Consider the following 16,100-nt stretch of genomic DNA (forward strand, 5'->3'; position numbering starts at 1 on the left):
CCGCCGGCCTAGGAAGCGTCGACCAGGGCGGAGATGCGCTCGTGCAGCGCGGCGTTCTCCGCCTTCAGCGCGGCGTTGCGCGCCTTGAGCGTGGCGATCTCGGCGCGCAGTTGGTCTACCTCGCTCAGCGGTTCGTCGCCCTCCTTCGGTTCGCGCGGCGTGCGCGCGGCGGCGCGCAGCTCGCGCACCTCCTTGGCGGCCTGCTGCATCTGTTTCTTGCCGCCGGCCACGGCGGCGACCTGCTCGGCCTCCGGCAGCGAGGCGACGGTGGCGGCCGCGTTGATCGAAATGGTGCCGGAGCGCACCGCCTCGACCAGCTCGGGCGCGGCGGTCTTCTGGATCTTCTCGATCTGGCTGATGGTGTTGCTGCTCAGGCGCGCGGCGCGGGCGATGTCCTCGCGCGAGCTGAGCGGCATGGCGGCCGGCCGCGCGGCGGCCTCGCCGTCCTCGGGCGGCGCCACGGCGGCGTCCTCGGCCAGCGCCAGCGCGGCCAGCTCGGCCGACTTGGCGGCCATGATGTCCTTCTTGCGCAGCGCCAGCACGCCGCGCTGGAAGTCCGACACGCTGCGCCGGCCCAGGTGGTTGTCGATCATCCACAGCTTGACGTCGTCCAGGCTCTTGAAGCTGGTGTTCTCCGTCACCTTGAACGGCACGCCGTGCTGCTGGCAGATTTGATAGCGGTTGTGGCCGTCGACCAGCACGTCCTGCCACAGCACCAGCGCGTCGCGGCAGCCCTCGACCAGGATGCTGCGCTCGAGCGCGGTGTACTCGGCCTCGGTCAACGGGTCGATGTAGGCGCGCAGGGTGTCGTTAATTTTGATTTGCATACTGTTATTCCTTCCAATACCGGCGCGGCGGCGCGGCTGTGCGCCTGCCAAATCGCCGAACAGCATGCTACACCATCTGGCCGGCCGGCCATAGGCGCATCGCAGTTGATTGCCAAAACGACATCTCGCGCGGCGCGAGCCCAGCCGCGCCGCCGGGTACAATGCCGGCATGTCAGACAAACCACCCAAATTCCCCGGCCCGCTGACGGCGCGCGGCGCCGTGCTCGCCGTGCTGCTGTCGGACGCCGACCAGACCGGCGCCGAGCCGCTGCAGGGCCGCGTCGCGCTGGCCACCATCGTCAAGATCCTCAAGCGCAAGTACCACTGGCCCATCGAGGCCGACAGCTTCCCCGGCAACACGGCCGACGGCCGCGCCAGCTGGGCCACCGTCTACAGCCTGGCGCCGGCGGTGATCGCCGCCGCGCTCGAGGCCGGCGGGCGCGACTGGCTCGACAGCAGGCGCGCCAGCAAGACCGGCGCGCGCGCAGGCCGCTGAGGGCACTGCGGCCCGTCGCGAAACGGCAGAGGAATTTGTCTTTGGCGCAGCGCAATTACCGTTTGCGCGCCGGATTGACACGACCGGCCACGCGGTTCAACATAGTGCAATGAACGCTTCCGACAAAGAGTACATTGATGCCCGGCTAGATGCCCAAGATGCCCGCGTTGACAGAAGGCTTGCGTCCCTCGAAGCACTCGTTATGACTAAATTTACCGGAGTTGATGCTCAGTTTGCCGCTATCGGCATTAAGTTTGCCGAAGTGGACGTCCAGTTTGCTCGCATGGACGCCAAACTCGCCGAGCTTAGAACCGAGATGCATGCGCGTTTCAACGAGCTGATTAAATGGCTAGTGGGCACGGCAATCGCCATGTCGGCGCTGGGCATCACGATCATCGCGCTTTTGTTCAACTTCGCCACCTCCAAGCCGCTAGCACCGTCGCCGCCGTCGGTTCCCGCCGTCGTTGCGCCGGCGCCGGTGGCCGCGCCGACCAGCGCGCCCGTCGCAGGCCAGCGACGCTGAATCGAGCTACGTTGCGGAAACGGAAAGCCCTCCGGCTTGTCCGGCCCGGCCGCGCCGGTCACTATCACAAATATTTATTTATTGACAACATTAATCCCACTCCTCTAACTTGGATGGCGCAGCAACACCGATTTCGTCGTCATCTCACTTAATCAGGAGACAATTATGGATTCAGTCACATTTCAGTTGGTCTTGCACAACCCCACCGGCCGCAGCGTGCCGGGCACCTTGACCTACCACTTCCGCGACCTCAAGCGCAGCGGCCACGACGCCCTGACCGAGCTGGCGGCCGCAGCTGTGGACCGGGGCACGGCGGAGTTCACCACCTTCGTGGTGGAGGGCACCTTCTCCGCCCCCGCGCTGACCGGCCCGCTGCCGATCAAGATCAAGGGCGTCTCCTACGTCAGCATGATGGGGCCGACGCTGGCGACCATCTTCAACGGCAACTCGACCATCGCCTCGCTGGGCCTGGAGTTCAATTTGATCGACTCGGGCGGCAGATACATCGGCGGCGGCCTCAGCTGGCAGCCCGAAGGCCCCGGCAGCATGCAGCCCTGGTGCTTCATCGGCACCCAGCTCGACTGACAGCCCGCCCGGCCGGCGAGGCCCTGCCTCGATTTCCGCGCCGTCGTGGCAGCGGCCATGCCGCCGCGTCGCGCGCGCTGGCGGCGTCGGCGCGACGGCCCCGCACGATTGCAAAAACCTGCACAATCTGGTCGAACATGCTATCTTTCACCGATTCAGAAGCGAGATATCATGTACGAAATCAATCAATCGTCCCGGCCCAACAACGAGATGTCGAAAGTCGTCGAGCAAGGCCTAGCCCTCCTGCAAACCCACGACCGCGCGCTGGCCTCCGCGTTTCTGGTGCGTCGCGGCATTCCGTTCAGCGTGATCGTGCGCGTGCTGTCCGACCCGCCCGAGCGCCGCCGCACCGCGCGCGCTCGGTCCCTCGAGCGGCCTGAATGGAAGGCCTGAGCCCTTAGGAGATGGCGTTCATCTCGCTTTCGTCTTCGGTGTAACGGACCGAACCGAGGCCGCCATTCTTGATGAGTTCGGCCAACGACGGTCGCTGGCGATCGGCTTGATCGCCACGCGCCCGGTCGGCAACCAGCTGCTCGGCCGTCCCCTCGTGCTGCAACACCATCAGCACAATCTCCTCCTCGCTGCATCGACCGATGGAGCTAAACTGCAACGGCTCATCAACATTCTTGTACCAGACTTTGTACAGCGGCATGGCGACCTCCGGGATGGTAGAACAGCCATTATGGACCAGACGCGACGGGACAGCGCGCGCCAAGGCGCGATAGCCCCTTGCGGCGGCCACGGAACTAGCGATGTCGACTACTGGTGTGCTAAAATCCGCGCTCGCTGCCCGGATGGTGAAACTGGTAGACACTGGAGACTTAAAATCTCCCGCCTGTAAGGGCGTGCCGGTTCGATTCCGGCTCCGGGCACCACGATACAGTTTATAGAACCAACACAAAAGGCCATTTTCTCTTGAAAATCAAGAGCTTATAGCCTTTTTCACGTCCGCCGCAAACATTCAAACCAACACTAAAAACCACTATTTTCTGGTACTCTTTACGAACAAATTACGAAGGTATTACGAAAATGGCGTCTTTTAAGAAAACCCAAACCAAGGCAGGGATTGTTTGGCGCGTCCAGGTGGCCATTCAAGGAAGTCGCGAGTCCAACTCGTTTTCGACAAAGGCTGAGGCGGTGGCGTGGGCGGCCGAGCGGGAGACGGAGATTCGTCGCGGTCAGAACTTGAGCACCCCACCACGGAAGACATTTGAACAAGCGTCCACCAGGTATGTCGACGAAGTGTCAATCCACAAGAAAGGTCATCGCTGGGAAAAAATCCGGCTTGGCGCCATGTGCGAACACGCCATAACGAACTTGGAGCTAAAAATCAAGGACACCAAGCTCGGCGCCATGTACCTCGACGAGATCACCCCCGCCGTGCTGGGCGCGTACAGAGACAGCAGGATGACCGGCCTGGAAAAAGTCACTGGGGCAACAGTCAACCGGGAATTCAACTTGCTGTCCCACGTCTTCAATACCGCGCGCCGAGAGTGGAAATGGATCGCCACCAGCCCCACCACCGACGTACGCAGACCAAAGGCGGCCGCTGCCCGAGACCGGATTCCAACCGAGGATGAAATCGGCAGGATAGAAACAGCACTGGGGTTTGATGGTGACCCCATAAGCACAAAAAGCCAGGCCGTTGCTGTAGCGCACCGTTTCGCTATCGAAACAGCAATGCGCGCCGGCGAGATCTGCGCCCTGAAGAAAGACTGGATTGTCGGCTGCGTTGCGCACCTGCCTGCCGACATTACAAAGAACGGGATGAAGCGAGACGTGCCGCTGTCGAAGCGCGCAATTGAGCTGCTGGGCCTACTCCCAACACCGGAGAAACCTGCTGCGCCGCTTTTCGGTATCTCCACCGCCTCGCTCGACGCCCTATTCCGCAAGGCGCGTGAGCGGGCCTGCGTCGAGGGCCTTACCTTCCATGACAGCCGGCATGCCGCCATCACCCGGCTGGCGAAGAAGTTGAGTGTTTTGGACCTGGCGCGAATGGTGGGTCACAAGGATCTGCGCATGCTGCAGGTGTACTATAACGAGAGCGCCGCCGACATGGCGCCGAGGCTGGACTGAGATCGCCGGCAAGCGGCTAAATGCTGTCTTCGCCGAACTGTGTATCTACGACCAAGTGGCTGCCACTGGACGAGAACCAGAAATTCACATGGGGGCGCCATGGGCGAATTGAATAGGCAACAAATCTGCGCGGAGCTGGGTGTGAGCGAATCGACGATTCGGCGCCTGGAGCAACTCGGTCTTCCTCACACTCCGGTCGGCGCTCGCTCAAAGCGCTATGACCTGGCTGAATGCAAGGCCTGGCTGAAGGAAAATCCGCCTGGGACATGCGCCAGAGCGATGAGCATGTCACCATCATGGTCCCCGGGAAAAGAGTTCACTGAATATTGCCGCAAGGTGCCGCTCCGGGTGATACCAAGCGAAAAGTGAATCTCGGTAGAGCGCGCTGCGCGAGGATGAATACCGATGGGAGTGGAAGAGAAGCTGAAGGTGGCGCACGGGGCGCTGCGCAACATCGCCGACATGGACAGTGGCGAGTTGGCGAAGCATGGCCGTAGGATAGCCCTGAGAGCCTTGGCATTCACCGATGCGGACACGCCGGGCGCCCCCGGACGCCAAGAAGAAATTGAGAGCCGCGCGATAACGCAATTGATTGGCCGTGTCGAGCTAGTCGTGCGCGAAGCTGTAACGAAGGGCGCCGTCGACCGCTACCCGATGACCTGGGTGAAGCTCGACCGATACGTGGAGATTTCTGGCGATTCTGTCGATTCCGTCCAGTCACGCCGCAAGGCCGGGAAATGGCTCGATGGAAACCAATGCAAAATTGTAGACGGCCGGCTCTGGATCAACCTGCAGGCGGTAGACGAATGGATTGAAAGGTGGGGGAAGAGGTATCTGGCGCGCTAGAGGCAGCCGGCCAGCACCGCCTCCAGCTCCCCCTCGTACCGCCGCGCGCGCGGCCAGTCCCGCGCCAGCGCCAGAACCTTGTCGCCGGCGGCGGCGTCCAACGACAGCTTGCCAAACTCGTAGTCCGGTTTGATCGGCACGTAGCCAACGCAGGGGCGGTACACCGGTACCTCGACGATCTGCGTCGCCGGCGGCGCGCCGGCGCAGCCCGCCACCAGCAGGCCGGGAAGAATTGCCAGCAGGCCGACCAAGAGTGAGCATCCATGCGGCATTGCGGCGGTTTTATGCCGCCCAGGTGGCCGGGCCATGCTTGCATTTTTCGCCCTCATCGCACGCTCTCCAGCAGCTGGTTGACGGCAGGCATGGCCTCGTCACAGGTCGTCGCTCGTCGGCCGGCCAGCTGCGCCAGCGCGCCGTCGAAGCGCCGGCCGTTTGCCGCGGCGAGCTGCTGGGCGGCCTGGCCGCGCGCGTCGGCAGCGATCTTGGCGCTGGCCAGCGCCTCCACGGCCCGGTTCTGTTCGCGGATGCCGGCCGTCAGCGCGTCGGCGCGCATGCGCTCGGTGACCAGGTCGGCCAGCGCGCGGTCGCGGTCGTGCGCGGCCAGCCACCAGCCCGCACCGGCGCCGCCACCGACCAGCGACAGCGCGGCCAGCAGCGCGATGGCGGCCGCCTTCCAGACGCCGCCGACGACGGCGCCGCCGGCCAGCTCGCCCAGGGCGCTCAATTCAGCCCCCGCAGGCAGATTTCGCGCTCAGCGGCGCGCCGGCGCGTCAGGCCGCGAACCGCCGTACCGCCGATCTTGTCCCACATCAGCAGCGCATCACAGCCGCCGGCGGCGTCGCCGGCGTTCGTGCGGCGCGCCATGCTCGATCCGCAGAACGCCGCGACCCCGATGTTGTAGGTGACGTCGGTGTAGGCGATCTTCTGGCCGTCGGCCATGGGGGCGTGGATGCATGCCATCATTCCCTCGGCGTGGCGCGCGAGGTCACGGTCCAGCTGGGCCTTGCACTGCTCTGGCGTGTAGGTGCGGCCCCACTGTGCATCCTCGGTGGCGCCGGTGCAGTACGTCAGCACGCCGCCCTGGTCGCGGTAGGTGGTCAGCACGGTGCCCTCGAATGCTGGCGTCAGCGCCAAGACGCCGGCGGCGGCGATGCTGCCGATGATGGCGGCCAGGCCGCGTTTACTTGGCCGGGGCATCATGGATCTCCTGTTGCGCCAGCAGGCGCGCCGCGAACGCGCCGATCGATACCGCCATTGCGACGCCGGCAAAGATGCCATTGGGGATGCCGGCCGGCTGGATCTGGCCGACGACCACCTCAAGGCCGCCGAAGATCGCTGCGGCGGCCGTGAATTTCAGGCTCCAAGCCTTCTTTAGGACCAGGTCCCAGTTTTCCACGAGTTGCATGTTTAACCTTTCGGTGCGTGATTGAGGAGCCAGGTCAGCCCGGCCCCGATGGATGATGCTGCGCCGCCGACCAGCATCAGGGTCTTCCAGCCGCCCTTGGCCTCCGACAATTGCGCCAGGACGGCGTCCAGCTTTGCGCCCATCGCGGCCTGGCTGGCCTTGAGGTCGACCATGCTGGCGGTGAGATGGCCCACCTCGGCCTCCAGGGTCGCAATGCTGATACGGGCTTCGGTGAGTGCGTCTTGGTGCGGATCTGCCATGGTGCCCTTTCGATTACTGGAATGCGGCTGCGGCGATGAACAGCGCGTCGGCCTCGGCGTCGGTCAGCGGCAGCGCCGCCATCAGGCGCAGCGTCAGCGGGTCATGTCGCTGGACGCTGAGCGCCGCGCCCCACGTGATGCGCGCCAAGTCGCCCTCCTCGCCCTCCAGAGCAGCGATGATGGCCTCGACGGCGGCCAGCTTGCCGGCCTGGTAGAGCGCGCGCCGAGCGTTGAGCATGGGCACCGTCTCCGGTACCGCCGGCAGCACGGCCGGCGCCGGCGGCGCACTGCTGGAGATCTCATAGGCGCCGATGACGCCGAGCGGGTACTCGACGCCGTCGCAGACGAGGCGGTCGGTCTTGGTGACGACAGAGCGGAACGGGCCGAAGGTGGCGCCGCTGGACAGGATGAGTGTATTCATGCGGCGGCCTCGATGCGGTGGATGGTGGAGCCAAGGCCCGGCATATTGGATAGTCCCCAAAGCTCGTTGGCGGCGCCGTTGATGCCGGCGAGCAGGCTGATGTTGAGGGGCTTAGCCAGGCGGCAGGAATTGGCGCTGAAGCAGCCATCCCAACCACGGCCGGCGTCGCCAACGCCGTAGACCTGATCGCTGGCGGTCAGCCGGTGACCATCTTCCGGCAGCGAGACGTCGCGATTGGTCGACGTCGTAGCGACAATCGACGGCGAGGCGCCGGAGCAGTCGTAGCCGACCTGCACTACCGCCGCAGCCGAGCGGACTGCGATGCGCGCGATGCTGCCAGCCAGGGCTACCTTGGCGATGGTCGTCGGCGAAGGCGAGGAGACAACCGGCGTGCCGGCGGTCGCGGTGCCGGCGGCATCGGTCAGGATGTTGGCGGTGTAGGAGCCGAGACCGTCCGAGACCGCGACAAAGGTTTTGGATGCGCTGAGCGGGAAAACGTCGCCGACGAAGGGGGTCGTCAACCAAGAGCCGCCCAGCCCGACAAGGGACCCCGCCTCGACGGTCCCCGTCAATTTGAACACCGAGGCGTAGGGGCCGCCTTCGGCCGTGACGCAGATAATATTGCCGTTGCTGCTTTGATGTGATTTTCGGTACGAGCGGCCAGCCCCTGAGGTAAGAGACATGGTAACCGCCGAGGTACCTGGGGTTAGCGTCGAGCCGGACACCGTGAAGGGGTAGCAGGTCAGGTTGACCCCGCTACCTGGGGCGATGGCGAGCGCGCGGACGATCGAGCCGGAAGCGTACAGCTCAGGGGTGATGCCGTTCGCGCCGGAATTGAGGGCCGATGCCGCGCCAATCGTCGGCGTCGTCCCGCTTACCGAGATCGCACGCAGGAAAGCCCCTGTCGCGGGGGAGCCTTGACCATACCCGATAACCCAAGAGGAGCCGACCGCGATAAGCCCGCAGCCGTCGTCCTGCAGGGCAGACCCCAGCGTAGCTGTAGCCTTGCTGCCCGAGTTGACCGTGAGGCCGACGCCGGACGCGGTAATGGTGACCGCCTCAAGGGCAACCCCGTCGACACTGGTTACAAGCACCTGGTTGGCTGCGGAGAGCAGCGCCTTTGCCCCGAGGATGCCGGATGCAGTGGCGCGAATCAGGACGGGCGCGCCCCAAGTCAACGACGAGGAGTCGTAGACGACGCCGTAAATTCCGCCGGTCGCGCCGTAGTAGCCGAACAAGATAAACGTACGTGTAGCATCCAGCGCCACGCGCGCATAGTTGTTTGCATTGGAGCGGATGCCCGGCGCGTTCAGCGTGGCCGTTACACCGGTCTTTTCCAGGCCCGCGCTGACCCAGATGCCGCCGGCCGTGGTGTTGTCGACGAGGCCGATAGTCGCCCCGCTGCCGGCGCGAATCCAGCCGATCTGCTTGCCCGAGTAGTCCTTGACCCCGTAGTCGTAGTCACCGGCGTTGTAGATCGCGAAGCGGCCAGCGCTGGCCACGCAGCTGGTCGCATCGGGCAGGATCGCGTACAGGCCCGGCTGCGATGGCGTCACCGAGATGGCGCCGGGCGACGTGGAGGTGAGCGCCACATTGCCGGTCAGCGACACGCCGCCCAGGCCGATGCCGAGCAGCTGGATTGCCCACTGCGCGCCATTCGAGGCCGGGTCGGCGCCGCCGCTGCCCGCGCCGATGCGTCGGTACGGCAGGCGGTTAGTCGGACTCCAGACGGGGGCGCCGTCGGCGTAGATAGTGACGGCATCCCACTTGGTGGCGGCACTGGCAGATGCGGCGGCGGCGGCGCTCGAGGCGGCGTCACTGGCGCGCAAGGTCGCCAGTGCAGCGCTGGCTGCCGTTGCGGCCGCTGCCGCGCTGACCTCCGCGTTGGCGAGGTTCTGCTGCGTGACCATGGTGGGCAGGGCCGCGAGCAGTGCATCGCCCGCGGGGTCGAAATTGTCCGGGTCGTCGGTGCTTGGCGCCGGCGGCAGTGCGTCAATAACAGTTGTCATAATTCCTCTACTTGCAAGCTGATGATCCCGTAGTCGTGCTGGGCCAAGTTCACGCTGAACTCCTTGTGGATTCCAAACAAAAACAGTGGGTCGAAATAGTCGTGGGTGAAATCGTCGAGGCCGGAGTAGATCGCCGGCCTTCCGTTGAGCGCCTCGCGCAGCTCGAGTATCGTGCTGGTCAATTTCTTATCGAACCAGATCTGCTCGCTGACCGTTGGAACTGAGCGCCTCGGGTTCAGGTCGATGTTGCCAAACTTGTCGCGCTCCACCCCCGAGAAATTCAGGTGGTTTGACTCGGGGTTGTACTGCGTGTCGCCGATGTAGATGGCGTTGCCGACGAGGATGCCGCCGACGCCGCGCTGGCCGGTTGGCTTGCTGACGGTCACGGTGATGTCGGCATTGCGGTACGGTGGCAGGTTGAAAAACTGGACGCTGGTACGCATCGGGAAGCCGCCGAAGAAATACTGAGTCAAGGTTCGGCTCTTACGCTTGCTCAGGTTGACGGTGACTTTGTACTTGAGTGCGCCGGCGACCCTGACCTCGATCGTCACGGATCGCGCGTCCAGGCCGATCACTGCAATCGAATTGACGCGCACGCCAGGCGACACCGTCTGCACGATGTCGACCGGCGCCACGGTCTGCGTGTTGCGAAGTTGGTCGAATGCGTTCCACTTGTTGGTCATCCCGCGCAACTTGAGCCAGGCCGTGCCGGTCGCGAGAGGCTGGCCGACGTTACCGGCAATCTGCGACTCGTAGACCAGGTGGTTGACCGGGTCGATCACGGTGTCGCCGAGGGCGTAGGTGACGCCGGCCGAGTAGACCGAATAGGTGGTGCCGATGTTCTGCCACCACGTCGGACTGGTCGCCGGAGTGTTGCCGATGTTGCTGGCCGCCAGTGATTTGTAGACCGTGAGCGTGCCGCCGACGACGCCGGTGCAGGACGTCACGCCGGCGCCGTAGGTGGTGCCCGCCGCATAGAAAGCCGGCGGCGTCTCCACCACCGAGCTGCCCGTGAGCATGGCCTCGGTGATGGTGATAGGCGGTATTACTCTCATGCTGGCACCGCCTTCGTCATCAAATAATCACCGCCCTGGGTGGAGCGGACCAGCACATTGGTGCTCTTCTTGGTGTTGTCTGCAGTCGACTGAGCTGACTCCTGCAGCTTCACCACCTCAACCTTCAGGGCGCGAATCTCCGCGACCAGCTCGGAGTTGTCGCCCCCGAGGATGGTTTTGGTCTGGCTTGCATTGAAGATGCGCGAAGGCCCGGTTGCCTCTAGCTCCATCCCCTCCTCACCAACAACGCGGAACCCGCCCAGGTGATCGCCGCCGGCAGCAAAGCCCGGCGGGTGAAGGCGCTTATACTCATCGCTCGACACGATGTCTCGGCGCACCTCGTCGAAGCCATAACCCTTGGCCAGTACGCCCTTGTAGAACGCCAGACCACTCTCGTCCGGCGCGCGGCCGAGCAGCGAGCCGTACAGGTCGGCGATGCCGTAGGACGCAGCGACTGGCGCGTTGCCCTTTGCGACATTGACCGCCGAGGCGAAGTTCGCCAGGGCCTGCGGGAGCGTCATCAACGACGTGTGGATGCCGTTGAGCAGGTCCGTTTGGATCTTGGCTTGGGTCAGGGTCGCGTCGAGCGCGGCGATGTCCTGCTTGTGCTGCGCCTCGGTCGCCTTCTTGGCGTCCTGCAGCGTTTTTAGCATCTGCTCGTCGACCTTCAGCTTGCTGTCCGTGATGGTGGACAGTCCGCCCACGTTGTTCCGGGCGCGGTACAGGTCACGCTGGTAGTCCTCGTAGCTTGAGAACTGGCTCGATGCGTCCTTGCCGACGATGCTCAACGACTTCTTGAACGTGTCGGCGTCGGGCAGCGGGCCGCCGGCCTTGGCCACCGCAAGCGCCGCCTCGATCTGGGCCTGGGCCAACTGGCGATCATCCTTAGTGGACGTCGCGACGGTCAAGTTGTCCAGGGTTGTGTGCAGCTCCTGCGACAGACTTTTGAGCTTGTTTACCGATTCGGTCACCCGATCAATGCCGCCCTGAATGCCGTCAACGCTCGTCTGGTACACCTTGTTGAGCGCTTCCTTCTCGTTGCCGACGACGGCCTGCAGTTTCGAGTAGGCGGCGTCCACTCCGCTCAGCACCAGCTGCGTGGCCGCCTTCTCGTCGTTGAGCGCGTTGATGCGCTTTTGCAGAGCTGCGTCTGTCGCCGTCATCGCGGCCAGCTCAAGCTGACGTTGGCGCGCCAGCGCTTCGGCGGCCGTGTGGGTCAGGTCGTAGATCTGACCGTTCAGCGCGGCTGCCGCCTTTTCATCGGTCAGAGCGTAGATTCGCTTCTGCAGCTCCTTATCGGTCGCCGTCATGGCATCCAGCTCAAGCTGACGTTGGCGCGCCAGCGCTTCGGCGGCCGTGTGGGTCAGGTCGTAGATCTGACCGTTCAGGCCTGCCGTCACCTTGGCCGCGTCGGCCGCCGTCTTGAACGCCGGCGCCAGGTCCAGCAGCTGGGCGTAGAGCTCGCCGCCGGCCTTGGTCGATGGATTGATGCTCAGCACCAGGGCCTTGAACTGGTCGGCCGTGGTCACGCTGGAGTAGCCCAGCGCGGCCATCTCGGCAGCCGCGTACTTGATGGCCGGCGCCGCCTTCTCGGCGTCGGACAGGAAGTTATCAACGAAATACGAGTTCTTCTCGGCCAGCTTATCCAGGCCGCCGGCCAGCGAGATCAGGCGCTCCCGCGCCTCGATGCTGGCGACGCCGACGGCGCCGAACGTCTTGCCGGTCGCCTCCATGATCGAGTCGACGGTGGCGTAGTCCGTCGCGATGCGTGTCAGCGTTTGCAAGTAGCCCTCGCCGACCTTCTGGAAGCTCACCAATTCCGGCGCCGCTACCTTGGCGATTTCGTCGCCGACCTTGCTGAATACCGCCTCCAGCTCTTTCTGGATCTCGGCGCCGGTCAGGCCCTTGAAGCTGATTTCGCTCACACCCAGCGCCATGGAGTTGATCTTGTCGACAACGCCGGCTGAGCTCATACCGAGCAGGTCGATTGCGGACAGCGCACCGTCGCGCATAGATGCCAGGACCAGGCCGAACTGCTTCTTGATCGAGTCGTCGAGCGCGACGTCGTCCCGGCGGTTGCTGGTGCTCGCACCAATCCCCCACAGGCCGCTGTTTTTCTTCTGGATGTCGACGTAGCCTTTCGCGTCGATGCCGCTGATGGCGCTGCCGATGCTCTGGCTGCCGTTGAGCTTGATGCCCGAGTCCTGGATGGTGGTGCTACTGGCGCCGATGCCCAAGACGCCGGACGAGCTGCCCACCCCGAATTTCTTCTCATCGATCGCCGTCGCGCGCAGGCCGGCCGTTTGGGTGGCCATGGCCGCGACAACGCCGATGGTGTCGCGGATGGTCAGCAGCGCGCTGAGCATGCCGCGCGTGTGGCTGAGCTCGATGTTTGAATACTTCTCCAAGTTCTCGATGGATTTGGCGATCGACTCCGACTTCGACGACTCGTCGCCGAGCACGGAGCCGGTGCCGGCTGCGGCTTGGCGCTGCTTGGCGACGTCGATACTGCCGCCCCCGCCGCCAAATCCCCCCAGGCCGATTGCCGCCAACATGGCGGCGACGATGCCGAACGCGACGACGTTACCTGGGAATGGGACGGCCACGGCGCCCGCCATCGCGGTGGTCGCCAGGGCCGTTTGCTTAACCCCCTCCGCGGCCACCGTGACCGGGACGGTCGCTACGGTAGCGGCCATCTCGGTTGCTTTGGATGCCGCAAACAAGCCGGTGAATGCGACAAGCAGCCCGCTCTTCTCGATCATGGCCTTGACCGCCATCGCCATCTCGACGGCGCGGTAGGCCTTCTCGGCACCCTCCAGCGCACGATAGCCGGCCGTGCTTTCTTTGAAGAATCCCTTCGCCGCGCCGGCCATGTCTGCATACGATTTGACCTTGGCCGTCGCTGATGCCTTCGTCGCCGCCAGTTCGGCCTGCGCGATTTTGTCGGCGCCGCTATTCTTATCAACCTTGACGGCGGCCAACTGCGCGGCGATCGCTTGCTGCTGCACCGCGTAGCCACTCAGCGCCGTGGTCAGGCCGCCAATGGCCGAGCCGACGCGGCCGAAGGAATCGGTCATGCCTTGCGCGGCCTGCTTGGCCGCGTTGTCGACCGCGACGAGGATGTCGAGGAGTTCTTTGGCCTTGGTGGCGTCCAAGTTAGCCGTCAGGCTCACTCCCTTCGCCTTCTCAACTCCCAACTCGCGCATGGCGACCGCGCTCGCGCGCAGCGACGCCGCCTCGGATTCGCGCCCGATGATCGTGTCAAGGATTCCGGCCTCGATCTCCTTGCGCGTAGCCGCTTCCTCGACCAAGCTCTGGTTGAGCTTACTTGCCTCGACCGCACTGATGCCTATCACGGCATTTGCATCCTTCTGCGCTTGCAACTGACTTTGGATCGCCTGCACGTCGGTGGTGCGCTTGTCCGCCAGGTCGGCGAGGCTGGCCGCCGCCTGCCTGGTGTCCTTGATGTCGAGCGCGGCGATGTCCTTTTTCAGTTGCAGCGTGCGTGTCAGCACCTGCGCATCTGTCTCAGCGATTGCGCCACTCAGGCCAGCCTGTTCCTTTTTGCTATTCGGCTTGGCGGCCGTAAGGGCGAGCTCGGTGACCAACAACGCCCTCTTGCGCGCCAGAGCTTCCTGATCAAGTTTCGCAACGTCGTCGGCGTACTTGAACTCGGCTAGCAGGCTTGTGGCGAGGCCGGCCGCGCGATCTGCCACCAGCGCCACCATGGACCGCTTGGCGGATTCTTCCTCGACCGAGGCGCGACGACGCACCGCCTCAATCTGCTCATCGATACCTGCACTGAAAATGTCGCTGTATTTTTTGCGAATTTCCAGCGCTCGCTTACTGATTTCGACATCTGACGCGCCTGCCGCCAATCCCATATTTCGGCTGGTCTCGATGTCGCGCTCAAGCTGAAGTTGCCGGGTCAGGTACTTGTCGCCCTCTTTTGCCCAGACGATGCCCGCCTCATCAAGGCGAACTCCCTCCGCTTTCACTTTCGCATTCCACTCTGAGGCGTCTTTTTCCTGCCGCAGCGACGCAACCTTGGCTTCGGCGGCGGCGACGGCAGCCCTACCATCCTCACCGCCACCGGCGAAGGTATACCGATTTGTTTTTGCCTTTTCCAGCGCGGCCTCGGCGGCGGCTAGCTTTTCGCTGAGCGTGTCTGGCCGCCCAATGTCAAGCATGTAATCCCATGCCTTCTTCGCAGCCCCGCCGACGGCGCCCCAAGCCCTCTCCAGCCCACCAAGGGATGCTGCGGTGCTTTTTGCGCGGGACTCGATCGCATCGGCATATGCCTTTTGAGCGACAGTCGCCGCATCCTGCATACGCCCCTGGTCCTGGAGCGCGTTGATCTGCTCGTACGTCGACAGGGTCAGGAAGTGGTATTTTTCGTTTAGGGATTCGACGGCCTCAAGCGGCGCCTTACCTAAATCGGCGAAGTCCTTTGCCATACTGGCCGCGCTCATTCCGAGGGACTTCTGGGCCTGCACAGAAACCGACGCGAACCGGCTCAAGTTCTCCGCGCCCACCTTCCCGGTGGATACCAGCGCCGTGAGCGCCTCGGCGGCCGCGCCTTGAGTGATGCCATTCTGTCGCATACCGCGCGCCGCGTCGGCCAACTGATCCGACGTTGTCCCGGCAGAGTTGCCGGTCAGGATGAGCGCATTGGTATATGCGGTCGCCTCTTTGCTGCCTTGGTAGTAGGCGACGGCAAGGGCTGCGACGGCAGAGGTGGCCGCGACCACTGCCGCGACCACGCCAGCCGCAGGAACTGCCACGCCAGCTAGGGCAGTGCGCGTATTTGCGACAGCTTCCGTTGCCGAGCTTGCGTTGTCAGCCAGGTCGCCCAGGCTCTCTCCTGCCTGCCCGAGGCTGTCGCTGACGGCGCCCTGCGCGGCAGCAACGTCGCTCAGGGCGCCGCCCAATGCTGCAACGGACGAGGCGGCGCTACTGGCGCTCGCAGTCGACGAAAAGAAGGACGCAACTTCGCCGCCCAACACCCTGAATGTGTTCCCGATACCGCCGAAGGAATCCTTGATCTGCCCGCCCTGCTGGATCAGCACCAGCAGCGGATTCTGCCCACCAGCCAAACTCGTGAATATGTCCGTCAGCTGCGCGGGCATCTGCTGCAGCGCCGCAGTGGTCTGCCCGGATGAAACACCGAACTGCTTCATGACTGGATCGGTGTCGCGAATGGCTGCCGCTGCCGCTTTTTGCTTTGCCGCAACCGCGTCGAGTTGCAGCAAATACGGCCGCAGCGCTTCGACGTTAACGCCGCGCTGGCTCGCCAGCACCTCGTAATACGCGGCGCTCGTTCTCGATCCGGATTCCATAGCCGCAGTGGTGCGCTGAATCGAGCCGATCATGTTCCGGGTGGCGGAATCAACCTTTTTTGATGCTTCGACCCCATCGGCGCCGATGCCGCCGAGCGCGCCACCGCCTTGGGTGCGCAGGCTGTCGAGCGTGCGGCCGGTGCGCCTGACGGCACCGTCGACACGGTCGAGGCCGGACTCGACGCCGCTGGAGTCAACCGCCAGTTCAATGGTCGCGCCGCCAATCGAGTTTGTCATAGAATCCCAAATGAAGAAACC

17 protein-coding genes and 1 tRNA gene are annotated in these 16,100 nt (G+C 64.2%); 7 read left to right on the forward strand and 11 right to left on the reverse strand.

Annotated elements, in window-relative coordinates:
- Positions 1–8: 8 nt before the first annotated feature.
- On the reverse strand, positions 9–827 hold the full coding sequence (locus tag BM252_RS23885) for a hypothetical protein (protein WP_093390181.1): 819 nt from the start codon (positions 825–827) through the stop codon (positions 9–11).
- 169 nt (positions 828–996) lie between these two features.
- Between BM252_RS23885 and BM252_RS23890 the strand changes: the two genes are divergently transcribed.
- The 4 genes from BM252_RS23890 to BM252_RS23905 all read left to right on the forward strand — a co-directional run bounded on the left by BM252_RS23890 (position 997) and on the right by BM252_RS23905 (position 2,824).
- Positions 997–1,323: a hypothetical protein gene (locus tag BM252_RS23890; protein ID WP_093390182.1), complete on the forward strand. Its 327-nt coding sequence runs from the start codon at positions 997–999 to the stop codon at positions 1,321–1,323.
- A 109-nt stretch (positions 1,324–1,432) separates the two neighbouring features.
- Positions 1,433–1,846 (forward strand): CCDC90 family protein, encoded by a 414-nt coding sequence (locus tag BM252_RS23895; protein ID WP_093390183.1) that lies wholly within the window; start codon positions 1,433–1,435, stop codon positions 1,844–1,846.
- A 165-nt stretch (positions 1,847–2,011) separates the two neighbouring features.
- A complete protein-coding gene (locus tag BM252_RS23900) occupies positions 2,012–2,431 on the forward strand; it encodes a hypothetical protein (protein WP_139236706.1) in 420 nt (139 codons plus the stop codon).
- A 171-nt stretch (positions 2,432–2,602) separates the two neighbouring features.
- Positions 2,603–2,824, forward strand: a complete 222-nt coding sequence (locus BM252_RS23905; RefSeq protein ID WP_093390185.1) for a hypothetical protein — start codon at positions 2,603–2,605, stop codon at positions 2,822–2,824.
- A gap of 4 nt (positions 2,825–2,828) precedes the next feature.
- On the opposite strand, the gene BM252_RS23910 is transcribed toward BM252_RS23905, so the two are convergent.
- Entirely contained in the window at positions 2,829–3,083 is a 255-nt protein-coding gene (locus BM252_RS23910; RefSeq protein ID WP_093390186.1) for a hypothetical protein, read from the reverse strand.
- A gap of 136 nt (positions 3,084–3,219) precedes the next feature.
- Between BM252_RS23910 and BM252_RS23915 the strand changes: the two genes are divergently transcribed.
- From BM252_RS23915 to BM252_RS31460, 3 genes are all read left to right on the forward strand, one after another.
- Positions 3,220–3,306 (forward strand) — tRNA-Leu (locus tag BM252_RS23915).
- A 154-nt stretch (positions 3,307–3,460) separates the two neighbouring features.
- On the forward strand, positions 3,461–4,507 hold the full coding sequence (locus tag BM252_RS23920; protein WP_093390187.1) for a tyrosine-type recombinase/integrase: 1,047 nt from the start codon (positions 3,461–3,463) through the stop codon (positions 4,505–4,507).
- A gap of 411 nt (positions 4,508–4,918) precedes the next feature.
- On the forward strand, positions 4,919–5,353 hold the full coding sequence (locus tag BM252_RS31460; RefSeq protein ID WP_217429956.1) for a hypothetical protein: 435 nt from the start codon (positions 4,919–4,921) through the stop codon (positions 5,351–5,353).
- On the opposite strand, the gene BM252_RS23930 is transcribed toward BM252_RS31460, so the two are convergent.
- From BM252_RS23930 to BM252_RS23965, 9 genes are all read right to left on the reverse strand, one after another.
- Positions 5,350–5,604, reverse strand: coding sequence for a hypothetical protein (locus tag BM252_RS23930; protein WP_245774417.1), 255 nt, complete (start codon positions 5,602–5,604; stop codon positions 5,350–5,352). The two genes, BM252_RS31460 and BM252_RS23930, sit on opposite strands and share 4 nt — an antisense overlap.
- A 74-nt stretch (positions 5,605–5,678) precedes the next feature.
- The gene (locus BM252_RS23935) at positions 5,679–6,077 is read right to left on the reverse strand and encodes a hypothetical protein (protein WP_093390189.1); all 399 of its coding nucleotides are present in this window, start codon (positions 6,075–6,077) and stop codon (positions 5,679–5,681) included.
- Complete coding sequence (locus BM252_RS23940; RefSeq protein ID WP_174900658.1) at positions 6,074–6,553, reverse strand: lysozyme; 480 nt, start codon at positions 6,551–6,553, stop codon at positions 6,074–6,076. The genes BM252_RS23935 and BM252_RS23940 overlap by 4 nt, the downstream gene beginning before the upstream one ends.
- Positions 6,534–6,758 carry a DUF7940 domain-containing protein gene (locus BM252_RS31205; RefSeq protein WP_174900659.1) on the reverse strand — a complete coding sequence of 75 codons (225 nt, stop codon included), beginning with the start codon at positions 6,756–6,758 and terminating at the stop codon, positions 6,534–6,536. Before BM252_RS31205 ends, BM252_RS23940 begins: the two co-directional genes overlap by 20 nt.
- 2 nt (positions 6,759–6,760) lie before the next feature.
- Complete coding sequence (locus BM252_RS23945) at positions 6,761–7,018, reverse strand: hypothetical protein (protein ID WP_093390191.1); 258 nt, start codon at positions 7,016–7,018, stop codon at positions 6,761–6,763.
- A 13-nt stretch (positions 7,019–7,031) separates the two neighbouring features.
- A complete protein-coding gene (locus BM252_RS23950) occupies positions 7,032–7,439 on the reverse strand; it encodes a hypothetical protein (RefSeq protein ID WP_093390192.1) in 408 nt (135 codons plus the stop codon).
- Positions 7,436–9,448: a hypothetical protein gene (locus tag BM252_RS23955; RefSeq protein WP_093390193.1), complete on the reverse strand. Its 2,013-nt coding sequence runs from the start codon at positions 9,446–9,448 to the stop codon at positions 7,436–7,438. The genes BM252_RS23950 and BM252_RS23955 overlap by 4 nt, the downstream gene beginning before the upstream one ends.
- Positions 9,445–10,503 (reverse strand): hypothetical protein, encoded by a 1,059-nt coding sequence (locus BM252_RS23960; RefSeq protein WP_139236707.1) that lies wholly within the window; start codon positions 10,501–10,503, stop codon positions 9,445–9,447. Before BM252_RS23960 ends, BM252_RS23955 begins: the two co-directional genes overlap by 4 nt.
- A complete protein-coding gene (locus BM252_RS23965; RefSeq protein ID WP_093390195.1) occupies positions 10,500–16,079 on the reverse strand; it encodes a phage tail length tape measure family protein in 5,580 nt (1,859 codons plus the stop codon). The genes BM252_RS23960 and BM252_RS23965 overlap by 4 nt, the downstream gene beginning before the upstream one ends.
- Between the last annotated feature and the right edge of the window lie 21 nt (positions 16,080–16,100).

It is taken from the genome of Rugamonas rubra, assembly GCF_900114705.1.
Lineage (GTDB): Bacteria > Pseudomonadota > Gammaproteobacteria > Burkholderiales > Burkholderiaceae_D > Rugamonas > Rugamonas rubra.